The 15,661-nt window shown below is 64.8% G+C and carries 16 protein-coding genes; 11 read left to right on the top strand and 5 right to left on the bottom strand.

Features of this window, described 5'->3' with window-relative positions; translation table 11 throughout:
- Positions 1-39: 39 nt before the first annotated feature.
- On the top strand, positions 40-984 hold the full coding sequence (locus D0T21_RS16050; protein ID WP_229211495.1) for a LysR family transcriptional regulator: 945 nt from the start codon (positions 40-42) through the stop codon (positions 982-984).
- Here D0T21_RS16050 and D0T21_RS16045 read toward each other — a convergent pair.
- Entirely contained in the window at positions 981-2,054 is a 1,074-nt protein-coding gene (locus D0T21_RS16045; protein WP_116990595.1) for a hypothetical protein, read from the bottom strand. The two genes, D0T21_RS16050 and D0T21_RS16045, sit on opposite strands and share 4 nt — an antisense overlap.
- Positions 2,055-2,217: 163 nt before the next feature.
- Between D0T21_RS16045 and D0T21_RS16040 the strand changes: the two genes are divergently transcribed.
- From D0T21_RS16040 to D0T21_RS16025, 5 genes are all read left to right on the top strand, one after another.
- Positions 2,218-2,664, top strand: coding sequence for a hypothetical protein (locus D0T21_RS16040; protein WP_116990594.1), 447 nt, complete (start codon positions 2,218-2,220; stop codon positions 2,662-2,664).
- Positions 2,665-2,706: 42 nt separating this feature from the next.
- A complete protein-coding gene (locus D0T21_RS16035) occupies positions 2,707-3,174 on the top strand; it encodes a cache domain-containing protein (protein WP_116990593.1) in 468 nt (155 codons plus the stop codon).
- Between the two features lie 66 nt (positions 3,175-3,240).
- A complete protein-coding gene (locus tag D0T21_RS31720; protein WP_147328115.1) occupies positions 3,241-3,438 on the top strand; it encodes a hypothetical protein in 198 nt (65 codons plus the stop codon).
- A 2-nt stretch (positions 3,439-3,440) separates the two neighbouring features.
- Positions 3,441-3,761, top strand: coding sequence for a type II toxin-antitoxin system RelE/ParE family toxin (locus D0T21_RS16030; protein WP_158568013.1), 321 nt, complete (start codon positions 3,441-3,443; stop codon positions 3,759-3,761).
- Positions 3,762-3,833: 72 nt separating this feature from the next.
- Positions 3,834-4,187 (top strand): apolipophorin, encoded by a 354-nt coding sequence (locus D0T21_RS16025; protein ID WP_116990682.1) that lies wholly within the window; start codon positions 3,834-3,836, stop codon positions 4,185-4,187.
- Positions 4,188-4,190: 3 nt separating this feature from the next.
- Here D0T21_RS16025 and D0T21_RS16020 read toward each other — a convergent pair whose 3' ends face one another.
- From D0T21_RS16020 to D0T21_RS32750, 4 genes are all read right to left on the bottom strand, one after another.
- The gene (locus D0T21_RS16020; RefSeq protein ID WP_229211515.1) at positions 4,191-6,203 is read right to left on the bottom strand and encodes a GGDEF domain-containing protein; all 2,013 of its coding nucleotides are present in this window, start codon (positions 6,201-6,203) and stop codon (positions 4,191-4,193) included.
- Between the two features lie 330 nt (positions 6,204-6,533).
- Complete coding sequence (locus D0T21_RS16015) at positions 6,534-8,336, bottom strand: ABC transporter ATP-binding protein (protein WP_116990590.1); 1,803 nt, start codon at positions 8,334-8,336, stop codon at positions 6,534-6,536.
- Positions 8,326-10,080, bottom strand: a complete 1,755-nt coding sequence (locus D0T21_RS16010) for an ABC transporter transmembrane domain-containing protein (RefSeq protein ID WP_116990589.1) — start codon at positions 10,078-10,080, stop codon at positions 8,326-8,328. Before D0T21_RS16010 ends, D0T21_RS16015 begins: the two co-directional genes overlap by 11 nt.
- A gap of 77 nt (positions 10,081-10,157) precedes the next feature.
- Positions 10,158-10,898 carry a phasin family protein gene (locus D0T21_RS32750; protein WP_116990588.1) on the bottom strand — a complete coding sequence of 247 codons (741 nt, stop codon included), beginning with the start codon at positions 10,896-10,898 and terminating at the stop codon, positions 10,158-10,160.
- A gap of 259 nt (positions 10,899-11,157) precedes the next feature.
- Here D0T21_RS32750 and D0T21_RS16000 point away from each other — a divergent pair, with 259 nt between their 5' ends.
- The 5 genes from D0T21_RS16000 (at position 11,158) to D0T21_RS15980 (ending at position 15,650) form a co-directional block, all read left to right on the top strand.
- Positions 11,158-11,409 carry a DUF2164 domain-containing protein gene (locus D0T21_RS16000; protein WP_116990587.1) on the top strand — a complete coding sequence of 84 codons (252 nt, stop codon included), beginning with the start codon at positions 11,158-11,160 and terminating at the stop codon, positions 11,407-11,409.
- 25 nt (positions 11,410-11,434) lie between these two features.
- Complete coding sequence (locus D0T21_RS15995) at positions 11,435-12,730, top strand: amidohydrolase family protein (protein ID WP_116990681.1); 1,296 nt, start codon at positions 11,435-11,437, stop codon at positions 12,728-12,730.
- Positions 12,731-12,757: 27 nt separating this feature from the next.
- Positions 12,758-13,279, top strand: a complete 522-nt coding sequence (locus D0T21_RS15990) for a GNAT family N-acetyltransferase (RefSeq protein WP_116990586.1) — start codon at positions 12,758-12,760, stop codon at positions 13,277-13,279.
- Entirely contained in the window at positions 13,276-13,791 is a 516-nt protein-coding gene (locus D0T21_RS15985) for a GNAT family N-acetyltransferase (protein ID WP_116990585.1), read from the top strand. Before D0T21_RS15990 ends, D0T21_RS15985 begins: the two co-directional genes overlap by 4 nt.
- Positions 13,792-14,006: 215 nt before the next feature.
- The gene (locus D0T21_RS15980; RefSeq protein WP_116990584.1) at positions 14,007-15,650 is read left to right on the top strand and encodes a methyl-accepting chemotaxis protein; all 1,644 of its coding nucleotides are present in this window, start codon (positions 14,007-14,009) and stop codon (positions 15,648-15,650) included.
- Positions 15,651-15,661: the final 11 nt, after the last annotated feature.

The following is a 15,661-nucleotide window of genomic DNA, read 5'->3' as shown; positions in this document are numbered from 1 at the left end:
AGGGTTGACACATTGTCTCCAGAATGAAGACAATGTGATATGGATCAATTACGTGCGATGGAGATTTTTATCGAGGTGGCGCGGCAGCGCAGCTTCAGCGAGGCGGGCCGCCGCCTGGGGCTGACGCGCGCCATGGTGAGCAAGCATATCCTGCAACTGGAGGACAAGCTGCAGGCGCGCCTGCTGCACCGCTCGACCCGCGAGGTGAGCCTGACCGACGCCGGCCAGGCCTATCTGGCGCCGTGCATGGCGACGGTGGTGCAGTCGCAGGAGGCGGCGCGGGCGCTGAGCCAGGCCACCCAGGCCGGCGCCGAACTGGCGGGGCCCTTGCGGATACAGGCGCCGTCCAGTTTCGGCAGCGAGTGGCTGGCCGACGCGGTGGCGCGATTCAGTTTGCCGCATCCGCAGCTGTCGCCCTTGTTGTACGTGGATGACGCGCTGCTCGATCCGATCGAGCATGGTTTCGATCTGACGATACGGGTGGGCGGCATTCCGGACGTGCATGCGCTGGCAATGCGGCCGCTGGCGCCGTGCCGCGGCGTGCTGTGCGCGTCGCCGGCGTACCTGGCGCGTTACGGCGTGCCGCAGACGCCGCAGGATCTGCATCAGCACCGCTGCCTGCATTTCAGCCACCTGACCGACGGCACCCAGTGGCACTTCGCGCGCGGCGACGAGCGGCAGTCGGTGCGGGTGCAGGCGGCGTTCACGGCGAACAATGGACTGGTGTTGCAGCAGGCGGCGCAGCGCGGGCTGGGCATCGTCTACAACACGACCTTCCTGGCGTGGCGTGCGCTGCTGGAGGGTTCGCTGGTGCCGGTACTGGCCGATTGGGAGCTGCCGCTCAATCATCTGAGCGCGCTGTATCCGGCCAGCCGGCAACCGTCGGCCAAGGTGCGGGCGCTGATCGATTTCCTGGTGGCCGAATATCAGCCGGTGCCGCCGTGGGACCGGGAGCTGGCAACCTCCGGGTTGCTGGTTTCCTAGGCGGCGGCCACCTGCCAGGCGCCGTCGCGGTAGACCAGTTCATCGTCGAGATAGACCGCCTCGGTCACGGCGAACACGTCGACGTGGTAGCGCGCGTCCTTGCGCTTGAACTGCGGCTTGGCGTACACGCCGTGCTTGGCGCCCAGCGACAAGTGGATGCCGCACATGCGCTCGAAGGTGCCGATGTCGTTGACCATGCAATCGCGCGAGAAGGCGCGGTTCATGCCGAAGCCCAGCTCACGCAGCCACACCTCGCCCTCGTGCGCGCGGATGATGGCCAGCATGTTGTCGAATTCCGGCGTGGCGTTGTCGGCGCCCACCACGCGGCCTTTTTCGACGATCAGCGTGACCGGCGTCTCAGGCTTGTTGACCATGAACGACGTGTCGCCGAACACGAAAATCCGCACCCGGCCATTGACCGCTTCCAGGTCGCGCGCCTCGGTGAACACTTCGCCCAGCGGGAACTGGCCGCCGATGTTGTTCATGCCGCTGTAGTCGCCGATATTGAGCTTGGCCGATTCGAACGGGGAGCCGAACACCAGCCGCTCGCCGTCGCCGCTGTCGACCACGCCGTGTTGCGCGCGGTCGATGCGCGCCTTGAGCGCGTGGCCGACGCCGCGGTAGTAGGCCGGGTCGTAGGCCAGCGAGGCGATGTAGTGCAGCCCCTGCTCGCCCGGCATGCGCGACAGGTGCACATGCTCGATCACCTTCAGGCCGCGCTTGAACAACTCGATGCGGATGCGGAAGGCTTCCAGCCGGAAGCTGGTCGACTGGATCAGCACCACCAGGTCGCCGGCGTTCATGCGGGCGAAGGCGGCCAGCACCTGCTCCGGCGTGGTGCTGTCGAAATCGATGAAGTCGGCGTCCGGCACCACGCGGCGGTAGGCTTCGGTCAAAGCGCGGTTGAGGTCGCTGCGGGTGTCGTAGACGATCAGCGCCGCCTGCGGGGCGGCGTGTTCGATCGCCACGGCCAAGGTATCGCGCACATTGCGCTCCGCCGTATCGACCGCGTGCTCGGGGATGGCGCCGTAGCGGGAGATTTCTGGGGAGGGCAGGGGAGACGACGTCATGGCGCGGCGGTAAAAAGGGATCAGCCCGCATTATAAAGGCAGAAGCCGCCCCATTACCCGTAGCGCCACGCCGGCGCGGTTTCTCCTTGTATTGGGCAGGGACGCGATATAGAATCACAAATATAGCCTAACAGCAACTCCGGCGATAACAACAGGAAGCGTGATGAGCGTAATAATGGGACAGGATTTGCCGCTGGAGCGACCGGACACCACCGGCCGCGCCGCGTTGTTCGTGCCGACCGCGAACATCAAGGACGACGTGCTGGAAACGGTGCGCAAGGGAGCGGCGATCGTCGGCTTCGGCAACCACGACCGCACGCTGACCATCTACTACGAAAGCAACCGCTTCAACGAGGCCAACCTGGTCAAGTGGGAGCAGAAGGCGCGCAAGGCCTTCGAGCGCCTGGCCGAGAACCTGCCGACCGTCTCCAAGATGGTGAGCCGGCCCGAGAATTTCGAGCAGGTGGGCTACATCAGCAGCAAGGGCATCCTGATCCGCCGCATGGAAAAGCTGATGAAGTGGCTGGAGGTATCCGACGCGATGGACAGCGCGCCGGAATCGGAAAACATCGTCTTCGCGCCCCCGCCCCCGCCCAAGAAAATCACCTGATACGCCGCCGGTGCGGCGACTATGACAACGGAGAGACACACGATGAAGCATCTGTTCCAGTTCCTGTTTGCCGCCGCACTGACCCTGAGCCTGACCGGCGCCGCCACCGCGCAGGACGCGCCCAAGCGCGGCACCGCCGACGAGGCGGTGGCGATGGTCAAGCGGGCCGGCGAGTATCTGCAAAAGAACGGCAAGGACAAGGCGGTGGCCGCGTTCAACGATCCCAAGGGCGACTTCATCCAGGGCGACCTGTACGTGTTCATGTTCGACAAGGCCGGCGTGGCGCTGGCGCACGGCCAGAACGCCAAGATGGTCAACAAGAACCTGATGGAGCTGAGCGCCGGCGGCGTCTATCCGATCAAGGAATTCCTCAAGATCGGCGCCAGCCCGTCTGGCAAGGGCTGGGTCAAGTACATGTGGCCGAACTCGATCAGCAAAAACCTCGAAGAGAAAAACACCTACGTCGAAAAATCCGGCGACTATGTCATCGGCGTGGGCATCTACAAGTAAGTTCCATTTGTGCGGGATCAAGTGTGCGGTGTGGACATTGGCGAAAGCTTTGTTAAACTGGCGGACATGACTGATCCCATCCCACCTTCTGGCATTAATGACCAGCCCGTTTCGCCCGGAGCTGAGGGGACTGTTCAACCTCGAACCGAGGAGGAACGGCGGATAATCGATCTGGTCAATGCCGGACTGGCAAGTGGTCCTGCTATTCCGGTCGATGCCGATTTCTTCGAGCGGCTGAAAAACAAGCAGGCAAAAAAAGGCTGACCTTGTCCACCGTCGTTATCCGGCCGCGAGCAGCAGCGGATTTCGAGGCTTCTTACGATTACTACGCGCGCGTCGCTTCATTGGCGGTAGCCGAAAACTTCAGCACGGACTTCAAATCGGCTTGCGAACTGATCGGCTCATTGCCGGAGATCGGTTCGCGCAGGTTCTCGCATCTCTTTCCAAGAAAAAATTTACGCAGTTGGTCGTTGCATCGTTTTCCTGTTCGGATTTTTTATCTGGTGGGGCGCAGTCAAGTCGACATTGTTGCGGTCGAGCATGAGCGGCGTGAACCGTCGCCTAAAACCGACGGCGAAAACAATTAACGCAGCCGTGCGCTGCGCGTAGGCGCGGCGCTGTATGCTGTCGGAAATGTTAGATTCCTTAAGGAGACAATGATGACGGCGATGACAACGATGCGCGGCGCGGCTGCCGCTTTGGTGGTGCTGGCGCTGCTGGGCGGCTGCCAGAAGAAGGATGACAGCGTCGCCGGTCCGGCGGAGACGGCGGGCCGCAGGCTCGACCAGGCCACCGACAAGGCCGGCCGCCAGCTGACCGAGGCGGCGCAACAGGCCAACCAGCAGATCACCGACGCCGCCAAGGAAACCAGCCAGCAGATCGACAAGGCCACCGACGCCGCCGGCGACAAGCTCAACCAGGCCACCGAGGCGGCCGGCAAGAAGCTGGAACAGGCCGGCGAAAAGATGCAGGAAAAAGCCCGCGAACGCGAAGCGTCCAGTCCCGCCAAATAAGCGTCAGTGGCTGTTCTTGTGGGCCGCGTGCTTGAGCGGCACCACGTTGCTGTGCTCTGACGGCGACGGCGGCGGCGTTTCCGGCCCGCCGCCCAGCACCACGCTCAAATCCACAAAGCCGGCGCGCCACGCGCTTTCCAGGTCCTGCTCGATCGCCTCCATCGAGGTCTGGTGGAAGTTCTCGAAGCCGCGCACGCCGTAGGCGCGGTTGCGGCCGTGCGACTTGGCCAGGTACAGCGCCATGTCGATCAGGTTGACCGCGCGCTCCCACGGCAGCGGCACGTCGGCCGGCGCCAGCGGAAACGGCGCAAAGCCCACCGACACGTTCACCGAAATCTCGTGCTCCTGGTAGCGGATGATCTGCGACGAGATGCCGACCAGGATGCGGCGCGCGATCTCGTCGACGCCATGGCGCGGTATCGTCGGCAGGAAGGCCAGGAATTCCTCGCCGCCCCAGCGCACGATCATGTCGGTCTCGCGCAGCACCACGCGCAGGTTCTCGGCGATCATCTTCAGCACGGCGTCGCCGGCGGCGTGGCCGTAGCGGTCGTTGATGTTCTTGAAATGGTCGACATCCAGCAGGAACAAGGCGCCGACGATGTCGTCGCCGTGCAGCGTGCGCTTTTCCGTGAGCGGCTTGTCGGCATGGATCATGTCGCGCATGAAGTCCTGGAAGTGGCGGCGGTTGTACAGCATGGTCAATGGGTCGAGCGTCGACTGCGCCTTCAGCTCCAGGTTCTTCACCTCCAGCTGGGCGTTGGCGTGCCGCACCTTGCGGTACAACAGCCCGACCACCATCGAGGCCAGCGCGAACACCAGGGCCAGCAGCCACCACACGCGCTGCTGAAGGCGGCGGTTGTCGATCTCGGTGCCCTTGACCTGGTTCTCCTTGCTCAGCAGCTGGATCTGGCGCTGCTTCTTCTCGGTCTCGTATTTGGCCTGCAGCTCCAGCACCGTTTGCTGGCGCCGCTTTTCAAACAGCTCGTTCGAGATCGCCCGCTCGCGGTGGTAGGCCGATACCGCGCCCGCCAGGTCGCCCACCCGTTCCAGCGCCTCGCCGTACTCGCGCAGGGCATCTTGCAGATCGGGCTTGTTGTTCTCCTGCTCGTAGCGCGCCATGCCGGCTTCGTACTGTTTCTTGCCCTCGGCGATGCGGCCCATGCCCAGGTAGGCCTGGCCCAGGTTGACGCGCGCGGTCGCCTCCACCGATTTGTCGTTGGTCAGCGCGGTCGAGCGCAGCGATTCGGTCGCATACTGGGCCGCGCGCGGATAGTCGTGTTCTTTCAGGTAGCTGTCGGACAGGTTGACCAGGGTCATGCCTATCATGCGCTCGGCGCCCAGCTTGCGCTCCAGGTCCAGGCTTTGCAGCAGCGCGCGCAGGGCGCGCTTGGGTTGGCCGGAATCGATGGCCAGGCCGTACTCGGTGATCTTGGCGATCGCCATGCGGCCCGGCGAGCGCAGTTTCTCGGTCTCGGTCAGCAGCTCGTCGAGCGCGGCCGAGGCCTTGTCGTATTCCTTCATCTGCGTGTACAGATTGACCAGCGCGTTGAGCGCGCCGAACAGCATCACCGGATCGTCGTTGACCTGGCGCGCGATGTCGACGCCGGTTTGCAGCTTGGCCAGCGCGGCGGGGAAGTTGCCCATTTCGGCGTAGGTCTGGCCGACCGTGACGGCGATCTGCGAGCGCAGCGCCAGGTTGGTGCTGGTGGCCGCCATTTTTTCGGCGTCGAAGGCGGTCTGGTGCGAGGCGTCGAGCTCGGCGCGGTCGAACAGCACGTAGCCCTTGGCCATCAGGCCTTTGGCGACGATGGTGTCGTCGTGCAGGGATTTGCCGTAGGCGATCAGCTGGTCGGCGGCGGCCATGGCGGCGTCGTTTTTGCCGGCGCGCATATTGGCCACGCTCAGTTGGCTCAGCAGTTCGGCCTGGGTGGCGGCCGGCGCGCCGGCCGCTTCGGTTTGCAGCACAAGCAGCTGCTTCAGCGCCTTTTCCGGCACGAAGCGGCTTTGCTCGCGCATGTCGATGATGCGCGCGTACAGCGAGGACGGGTCGGTTTCAGCGCCGGCCAGCGCCGGCGACAGGACGAGTGCTACAGCGACCGCGATGGCACGCGGTCTGACGCGGACTAGCCACCCATCATTTCTGAAACCTGCCAACTGACGCTCCCTGTTGTCGACTGCGCATGCAAAGTGTCTAGACAATTATATTCTTGTTGCAGTCGAGAAAGCCCGTGGAATCGTGATTTTTCACGCAAAATCGCACACTATTCGTGGCGGAATTAGCAATAAAGTGGTCGATATTGCCATGCGCGTGGCAGTGGTTTTAGCAACGTTGTCAGAAGATGAAAGCTAGGCCGCCAGTTGTTGCAGCAGGTAGAGCCGCTGGTACAGGCCGCCGGCTATCTGCATCAGCTGCTCGTGCGGGCCGGTCTCGGCGATGCGGCCGTGGTTGAGCACAATGATGCGGTCGGCGTCGCGGATGGTCGACAGCCGGTGGGCGATGGCGATCACCGTCACCGTGCCGCGCAGCTCGTCGAGCGCGGTCTGCACGATCTGCTCGGTCTGCGAATCGATGTGCGAGGTGGCCTCGTCCAGCAGCAGGATGCGCGGCCGGCCGGCCAGCGCGCGGGCGATGGCGATCAGCTGCTTCTGGCCCACCGACAGGCGTGAGCCGCCTTCGCCCAGCGCGGTGTCGTAGCCTTGCTCCAGCGCGGCGATGAAGTCGTGGGCGTGGGCGGCGCGGGCCGCCGCTTCGATCTGCGCCTGCGTCAGGCCGCGGCCCATGTCGATGTTCTCGCGGGCCGAGGCGGCCAGCAGGAAGGGGTCTTGTGGCACCAGGCCCACCTCGGCGCGGAAGCGCTCGTTGGCGATGGCGTCCAGTGGCATGCCGTGGATGGCGATGCTGCCTTGCCGCACCGGATAAAAGCGCAGCAGCAGCGACAGCAAGGTGGACTTGCCGCTGCCGGTGTGGCCGACGATGCCGACGAAGGCGCCTTGCGGGATCTCCAGCGACAGGTCGTGCAGCACGGTCTGGCCTTCGTTGTAGGCGAAGCTCAGGTGGCGGATGGCGACCGCCGGCGCGTGCGAGTCGTTGGCGGCGGCGCGCGCGGTGGCCAGGCCGGCGTCATGATTCTGGCCGGCGTGCTCGGTGGCGGTGGCCTCGTCCAGCAGCGTGGCGACGCGCGCGGTGGCCACCACCGATTGCTGCAACTGGCTGAACTGCATGGTGATCTGGATCAGCGGCTCGATCACGCGCGCCAGGTAGCTGATGAAGGCGTACAGGATGCCCACTTCGGCGGCGGTCATCTCGCGCTGGCCGAACAGGTAGATCACCGCCGCCAGCAGGATGATGTTGAACATGTCGAGCGCCGGCCGCAGCAGCCAGGCGTTGGCGCGCAGCTCGGCCAGGCGCGCGGTGTAGTGGTCCTGGTTGGTGGTGGCGAAGCGCTGGCCGAAGCGGGCCTCGGCGTTGTTCGCCTGCAGCACGCTCATGCCGCCTATCGACTCGGCCATCTGGCCGTTGATGTCGCTGCGCAGCGCGCGCGCGCGGGTCACGGCCGGCGCGCTCCAGCGCTGGTACAGCCAGACGATCAGCAGCACCGCCGGCAGCAGCGCCAGCACGATCAGCATCAGGTGCCAGTCCAGCCAGGCCATCGCCGCCACGGTGCCGACCAGCACGATGGTGGAGTCCAGCATCACGAACAGCACCTGGATGTACAGGGTCTTGACGGCTTCGGTGTCGTTGGTCACGCGCGAGACCAGCTGACCGGTGATGGCGCGATCGAAGAAGGCCATCGGCAGCAGCAGCACGTGGGTGTAGACCATCTCGCGCAGCCGCATCACCGAGCGCATCGCCAGGCCGGACAGGCGCACCAGCTGCAGGTAGCGCAGGCCGCTGGCGATCCAGCCGGTGAGCACCACGCCGGCCAGCAGGCCGGCCATGCGCGGCCAGTCCAGGTGGTGCGGCAGCAGGTGCTCGTCGATCAGCGCCTTGCCCATGATGGGGCCCGACACTTCCAGCAGCGCGGCCAGCACCAGCCACATGACGGCCCAGCCCAGGTGGTGCTGGTCGGGCAGGGCGGCCCGCCGCAGCAGGGAGAACGCCTGCCAGGTCTGGCGGCGCGCGGATATCTGTTCAGGCTTAGTCGGCATCGAGACTGGCTTCCAATTGTTGATAGCGCCACTGGCTGGCGTACCAGCCATCCTGCTCCAGCAGTTGTTCGTGGCTGCCGGTTTCGCTGATGCGGCCTTCGCGCAGCACCACGATCAGGTCGGCGTTGACCACCGCGCTCAGGCGATGGCTGGCGATGACGGCGCTGCGGCCGTTGCGGGCCTGGCGCAGTTCTTCCAGGTGCTGCAGGATGCGCGTTTCGGTGCCGGTGTCGACGGCGGACAGGGCGTCGTCCAGCAGCAGCAAGTCGTTATCGGCCAGCAGCGCGCGGGCGATGGCGACGCGCTGGCGCTGGCCGCCGGACAGGGTGATGCCTTTCTCGCCGACCTGGGTCTCGTAGCCTTGCGCGAATTGCAGGATGTCGTCGTGGATGGCGGCCAGGTTGGCCGCGTGTTCGACCTGCGCACGGGTGGCGCCGGGGCGCGCCAGCGCGATGTTGTCGGCGATCGAGGCCGAGAACAGGAAGGACTCCTGCGGCACCCAGCTGATGGCGGCGCGCAGCGCGTGCAGCTTGTATTCGTCGAGCGCGTGGCCACTCCAGCGCACCTTGCCCGATTGCGGCGTCAGCTGGCGCAGCAGCACGCGCAGCAAGGTGGACTTGCCGCAGCCGGTGGGCCCGACCAGCCCGAGGGTCTGGCCGGGCTTGAGCTCCAGCGTGATGCCGCTCAGCGCGGCTGCGCTTTGGCCCTGGTAGGCGTAGCTGACGTCGTGCAGCGACAGCGCGCCCGGCGCCACGGCGGCCAGCGTGCCGTGGTCGTCGACCGCCAGCGGTGCGTCCAGCATCGGTTGCAGGCGCTGCCAGGCGGCTTTGCCGCGTTCGATCAGCGACAGCACCCAGCCGGCGGCGAACATCGGCCAGATCAGCTGGCCCAGATACATGGTGAAGCTGGTCAGCGCGCCGATGGTCAGCTGGTGCTGCCAGACCAGGTAGCCGCCCAGGCCCAGCGTCAGGCCGCCGGCGGCGGTCAGGGTCAGGCCGACGGCCGGTTCATAGGCCGCCTCCCACACCTGCGCGCGCAGGCTGGCGTTGGAGGCCTGCTGCGCCAGCTCGCCGAACTGCTGTGCGCTGCGCTGTTCGAGTCCCAGCGCGCGCAAGGTGCGCACGCCGGACAGGGTTTCCTGCACATGGTCGTTGAGGGCGCTGAAGCGTTTGAGCGAATCGGTGGAGGCGGTGTGGATATGGCCGGAGATGTACCAGAACGCCCACGCCATCAGCGGGAACGGCAGCAGCGCGATGCAGGCCAGGCGCCAGTCGACGCCGAGCAGCATCACGCCCAGCACCATCACCAGGGTCAGCGCACCGTCGAAGCCGGCCAGCATGGCTTCGCCGGCGGCCATTTCGATGGCGTCGATATCGTTGGTGGCCAGCGCCATCAGGTCGCCGGTGCGCTGGCGCTGGTAGAAGGCCGGGCCTTGCAGGGTGAGGCGGGTGTACAGGCGGGTGCGCAGCGACACGCCCAGCTGGTAGGCGGCGCCGTACAGGATCTGGCGCCAGCCGACGCGCAGGAAGTAGATGCCGGCGCCGGTCAGCAGCAGCCAGCCGATTTCCCTCAGCAGGGCATCGCCGCCCAAGGTGTGGGCGGCCAGGCCGTCGATCATGTAGCCGACCTTGCGCGGCACCCAGACGGTGAGGATGGCGACGCCGGCCAGCATGACGCCGGACACGGCATAGGCGCGGCTGTGCTGGCGGACGAAGCCGCCGATCAGCCTGGAAAGTTTAGACATGTTGCCTCGGATTAGCGCGTAGGGCGCTAGGATACAACATGCCCGCCGGACGTGCCCGGCACCACTCCAGAGTTAGCTTACTTCTTGGCTTTGGTGCTGCTCAGCATGTCGAGCTGCTTGCCGGCGGCCGGCTTGGCTTTGGCGGACGGCACCGACTTCAATTCTGGTTTGCTCTCGGCAGCGACGACCGGTTTGGCCGGTGGCGCAGGGAAGGCTGGCTTGGCGGCGGCAACCTTCACTTCGACCGGCGCAGGAGCTTCTTCGACCGGCGCGGCTTTTGGCTTGACTGCGGCTTTGACCGGTGCTGCGACTTCGGTAACGACCACCGGAGGTTCAACGACTACCGGAGCGGCGGCGACCGGTGCCGCGACGACTGGCGCCGGCGCGGCAGCCACTGGAGCCGCAACAGGGGCCGCCACCGCAGCGACAGGCGCCGGCTTGGCGCTCGCCTTGAGCGCGGTGACCGGCGCGGCGGCCAGGTCGCTCACTTGCTTGATGGTGTTCTGGGCGCTTTGGATCAGATCGCTCTGGACGCCGGAGGCAATGCTGTACAGCTCGCGGCCATAGGCCAGCAGGTTGTCGAAGCTGGCCGGTTCGGCGGAGCTCAGGCTGAAGAACTCGCGCGGGTCCTTGGCTTCGAGCAGCTTCTTCGCGGCGGCCGACGATTTTTCCACCGAAGCCTTGGTGGTGCTGATGTTCAGCGCGATGACCTTTTCCGCGCTGTCGACGGCGGTGCTGGCGAACGTGTTGAAGATCTTGAATTGGGCTTCCAACTGGGACTTCGTAGCTGCGGAAAACTGTTCGGTGATCGAAGACATGGTTTCTCCTGAGACGATTAAAATGTCGGTAAAGCTGTACACGCTGCGCGCATTATGATGCATTGCAATATGCCCATTCTAGCGGTGAAAGTTAGGCTTGGAAAGTTATTTTTTCTGCCATGTCGCAAAGCCCGCAACAAGGAAACATGCCGGATGGATACAATCTGGATGGATCTTGATGTATCGCAATGCACCAAGGCAAAAAAGTCTGAATTAGTGCGCCGCAACAAGTTATTCAATTCAATGAAAAAGGACACGCATGGCCATCAAACTGAACAAGGAAGTCGAGCAACGCCTGCTGGGGTCCATCCAGCGCTACTGCGCCGAGAACATGGACGAGGAAGTCGGCGAGCTGAAGGCGCGCCTGCTGCTCGATTATTGTTTGCGTGAAATCGGCCCGTCTGTCTACAATCAGGCCATCCTCGACGCCCAGGCGGCGATGCAGGACAAGATCGCGGAGATCGAAACGATCTGCTACGAGTCGGAATTTTCATACTGGACCAAAAAATAAGTCGGGAGCGCGGATGGATGCGGTGATCGAGACGGTAATACGGAACGCCAACCTGGCCGACGGACAACGCGGCGTCGACGTCGCCATCGACCGCGGCCGCATCACCGCCATCGGTCACTCGCTGCCGCTCAAGGGCGCGCAGGAGATCGACGCCGGCGGCGACTTGCTCAGCGCGCCGTTCGTCGACGCCCATTTTCACATGGACGCCACGCTCAGCTACGGCCTGCCGCGCGTCAACGCCTCCGGCACTTTGCTCGAAGGCATAGCGCTGTGGGGCGAGCTCAAACCTCACCTGACCCAGCAGGCGCTGGTCGACCGCGCGCTGCAATATTGCGACTGGGCCGCCGCGCGCGGCCTGCTGGCGATCCGCTCCCATGTCGACATCTGCGACGACCGCCTGCTGGCGGTGGAGGCGCTGCTGGAAGTGAAGCGGCAGGTCGTGCCCTACCTGGACCTGCAGCTGGTGGCCTTCCCGCAGGACGGCGTGCTGCGCAGCCCGACCGCGCTGGCCAACCTGAAGCGCGCCATCGGCATGGGCGTCGACGTGGTGGGCGGCATCCCGCACTTCGAGCGCACCATGGCCGACGGCGCCGAATCGGTGCGCATCCTGTGCGAATTCGCCGCCGAGCAGGGCCTGATGGTGGACATGCATTGCGACGAGTCGGACGATCCGCTGTCGCGCCATATCGAAACGCTGGCCTACCACAGCCACCGCCTCGGCCTGCACGGCCGCGTGGCCGGTTCGCACCTGACCTCCATGCATTCGATGGACAACTACTACGTCAGCAAGCTGCTGCCGCTGATACGCGAGGCGGGCGTGGCGGCGATCGCCAATCCGCTGATCAACATCACGTTGCAAGGCCGGCATGACAGCTATCCCAAGCGGCGCGGCATGACGCGGGTGCCGGAGTTGCTGGCGGCCGGCGTCGAGGTAGCGTTCGGCCACGACTGCGTGATGGACCCGTGGTACAGCCTGGGTTCGGGCGACATGCTGGAAGTGGCGCACATGGGCCTGCACGTGGCGCAGATGACCGGGCAGGACGCCATGCGCGCCTGCTACCAGGCGGTGACGGCGGCGCCGGCCCGCATCCTCGGCCTGCGCGACTACGGCGTGGCGGTCGGCTGCCATGCCGACCTGGTGCTGCTGGACGCGGCCGATCCGGTGGAGGCGATCCGCCTGCGCGCGGCGCGGCGCATGGTGATGCGCCGCGGCAAGGTGATCGCCGAAGCGCCGCGCGCGCAGGCGCGCCTGAACCTGCCGGGCCGGCCGCAGGCGGTCGACTTCCGGCTGGACTTGCCACGTGAAATCCATGACAATTGAACATTGTTTAATCCGCCTGGAGCCGCTTTGAAAGAAATCGCCATCCGTCCCGCATCGGAAGCCGACTTCGGCGCCATGTGGGAAATTTTCCAGGAGCTCATCGCCAGCGGCGACACCTATTACTTCGCCGCCGACACCAGCCGCGAAGATTGCCATGCCTACTGGTTTGGCCCCGGCGTGCAATCGTATGTGGCCCTGCTGAACGGCGACCGACTGGTCGGCATGTACCGCCTGATCGCCAACCAGCGTGACCGCGGCTCGCACGTGGCCAACGCCTCGTTCATGGTCAGTCCGGCGGCGCAGGGCGTGGGCGTGGGCAAGCTGATGGGCGGCGATTGCCTGGACCGCGCCCGCGCGCAAGGCTACCTGGCGATGCAGTTCAACTACGTGGTCAGCTCCAACGTCGCGGCCGTGCTGCTGTGGAAGAAGCTCGGCTTCGCCATCGTCGGCACCTTGCCGCGTGCTTACTATCACGCCCATCTCGGGTATGTCGACGTCTACGTCATGTACCAGTTGCTGGACGATCCCTCCCATTGGCCCGACGCATGAAAATACTCGACACCGAACGCCTCACCCTGCGCACCATCGACGTCGATGACGCCGCGTTTTACTACGAACTGGTCAACGACCCGACCTGGCTGGAATTTATCGGCGACAAGGGCATCCGCAGCATCGAGGGCGCGCGCGACGCCATCCTCGAAGGTCCGTGCGCAATGCAGCAGCGCCTGGGACATTCGCTGTATGTGATGGAACGCAAGAGCGACGGCGCGCCGCTGGGCTTGTGCGGCCTGATCAAGCGCGACGGCCTGGACGACGTCGATATCGGCTATGCGATCCGGCCGGCCTGGTTTGGCCAGGGCTATACCTATGAGGCGGCCGTCGCCGTCGTGGCCTACGCGCGCGACCAGTTGCGCATGAAGCGCCTGCTGGGCCTGACCGCGCCGGCCAATGTCAACTCCATCCGCCTGCTGCAAAAGCTGGGGCTGGAATTTGTCGAGCTGCGCAATTTGCCGCCGGGTGAGCGTCCTACCAATATTTACCGCATCGAGTTCGACAACTAATTACTTGGCGTGTTGCAACTGTGGGAATTCGATAGAATTTCAAGCGAGTCTGCTTGGAATTTTTTGCGCGTGGGCGCATGATGGAACCAAGAATTAAAAGTTGCTTGTTCCCCAAAAAACGGAAGCAATTCAAATACATAAGTTATACGACAGCGCAGTGAGACCCGCGCGACAGTCATCTTGTACGCATTGAATTTTTACCGAAAGGGCAACTTATGAAACTCGCCAATCTCAAGATAGGCGTGCGGCTGGGTTTGCTGGGAGGCTTCTTCTTTGTCGCGCTGCTGGTGGTCGCCACCGGCGGCTGGCGTGCACTGGACTCCAGCAACGCAGGCAACACCGTCGCCATGCAGCGCATGCAAGCGCTGACGCAGGCCATCGACATGGCGCGCAGCGCCCAGGTCGAATTCAAGATCCAGGTCCAGGAGTGGAAGAACACTCTGTTGCGCGGCAACGATCCGGCCAATTTCGACAAATACAGCAAAGCCTTCGTCAAAGGCGGCGAAACCACCCGCAATGAATTGCAAAAGCTGAACACGCTGCTGACCAAGCTGGACTTGAAGACGCCGCTGGTGGAAGAGGCGATCGCCACCCAGAACGAACTGGTCAAGCGCTATATGTCGGCCTTGGAGAAATACGATTCCGCCAACCAGGACAGCGCCCACGTGGTCGATGCGCTGGTCAAGGGCATGGACCGCGAGCCGACCAAGAAAATCGACGACATCGTCGCCTTCATCGGCAAGGAATCGCAGCGCCTGATCGTCGAGATGGAGGACGAGAACAAGGCGGAGCACGCGCGCGCCATGCTGGCCATGGGCATTACGCTGCTGGTGACCGTGGTGGTCGGCTGCGCCACGGTGCTGTGGCTGATCAAGAGCATCACCGTGCCGCTGAACGAGGCGGTCGATATGGCGGAGACGGTGGCCGCTGGCGATCTGAGCAGCGAGGTGCGGATCAACAGCACCGACGAAATCGGCGCCCTGCTGGGCGCGCTCAAGCGCATGCAGGGCAACCTGAGCAACATCGTCGGCAAGGTCCGCCTCGGCACCGACGCCATCCACGGCGCGGCGGTGGAAATCGCCGCCGGCAACCTGGACCTGTCGGGCCGCACCGAAGAGCAGGCCAGCTCACTGGAGGAAACGGCGGCCGCGATGGTGCAGCTGACCACCACCGTGCAGCAGAACAACGCCAACGCGGCCGAGGCCTGCAAACTAGCCGACACCGCCTCCAGCGTGGCGGCCAAGGGCGGCGACGCGGTCGAGCAGATGGTGCGTACCATGGGCTCGATCAACGAATCGTCGCGCAAGATCGTCGACATCATCGGCGTGATCGACGGCATCGCGTTCCAGACGAATATTTTGGCCTTGAACGCGGCGGTGGAAGCGGCGCGCGCCGGCGAGCAGGGGCGCGGCTTCGCGGTGGTCGCTTCCGAGGTGCGCAACCTGGCGCAGCGCTCGGCGGCGGCGGCCAAGGAAATCAAGGCGCTGATCGGCGATTCGGTGGGCCGGGTGGAGGCGGGCAGCCGGCTGGTCGGCCAGGCCGGCGAAACCATGGGCGAAGTGGTGGCCAGCGTGCAGCGCGTGACCGCCATCATCGGCGAGATCTCGATCGCCAGCGGCGAGCAGCGCGACGGCATCGAACAGATCAGCATCGCCATCAGCCAGATGGACAGCGTGACCCAGCAGAACGCGGCACTGGTGGAGCAGGCCGCCGCCGCGGCCGATGCGCTGGAACAGCAGGCGGCCGGCTTGTCGGCGGCGGTCAGCGTGTTCAAGTTGCAGGGCCAGGGCCAGGCCCAGCCGTCCCATGCGACGCCGGTGGCAATGCGGAGGCTGTTGCAGGTGGCCGGCGGTGTTTGACGCCGCTCAAA

Origin of the sequence: Duganella sp. BJB476 (assembly GCF_003416895.1) — a bacterium.
In the GTDB taxonomy this organism is placed as follows: domain Bacteria; phylum Pseudomonadota; class Gammaproteobacteria; order Burkholderiales; family Burkholderiaceae_D; genus Rugamonas.
This window is presented reverse-complemented; position numbering and strand designations above follow the sequence as displayed.